Source organism: Treponema sp. R8-4-B8 (assembly GCF_054786175.1).
Map to the genome: position 1 here is coordinate 1 of NZ_BDHE01000186.1, position 749 is coordinate 749.

The window sequence follows — 749 nt, forward strand, 5'->3', positions numbered from 1 at the left end:
ACAAAAAAATTGTCCGTGACGTTATAGCCCAGATACGCCGTAAGCCGACCGCCGAAGACATTAGATGGGCAAAAGCACGCAAGAAACTTTTTAGCGAATTAACCGCAAAATGAACCAAAACGGAAAAAAATCAATTATCGCCGACAAGCGGCTTTTCTCCCTTGAACAGCTTATAAAAAGAATCTGTCTTGATAGTTTTTTCTGCCCGATTGAAGAATACAATGACTACCTGTTCCACGAGGCATTAAGATCGCAAAATGACCAAATGGCTCTTACATGGCTCCTTCTTGAACGCTCCACCGGAGCCATCGCCGCATATATGTCCCTTATAGCCGATGCCATAAAACTATCAGCCACAGAAAAAGAACTCCATAATCTTGACTATCCCTTCAAAACCGTCCCCACAATGAAAATAGCAAAACTGGCAGTTTCCGCCCCATTTCAGAAAAAATACCGTGGCATTGGTTCATTAATGGTAGATATGGCCATCGAGATCGCCGAATCCTGCAATGAACAACATTTCGCCTGCCGTTTCATTACCGTTGACGCCGATATAGAACACAACGAAAGCGTCCTGAATTTTTATCAGAAAAACGGTTTTATCCCCAACGAAGAAACCAACAACAAGCGCCGAAAAACAATCAGTATGAGACGGGATATATTGTTTAGGGTTGTAAGTTAATTTTAACTAAGCAACCGAAGTAAAAAAATGGAAATAATTGCTGATTTTTATTCAGATTTTATTAACC

1 protein-coding gene is annotated in these 749 nt (G+C 40.9%); it reads left to right on the forward strand.

Annotation, left to right across the window (positions count from 1 at the left end; genetic code table 11):
• Positions 1-109 precede the first annotated feature (109 nt).
• Positions 110-682: a GNAT family N-acetyltransferase gene (locus tag ACYVRA_RS07790; RefSeq protein WP_461252170.1), complete on the forward strand. Its 573-nt coding sequence runs from the start codon at positions 110-112 to the stop codon at positions 680-682.
• Positions 683-749: the final 67 nt, after the last annotated feature.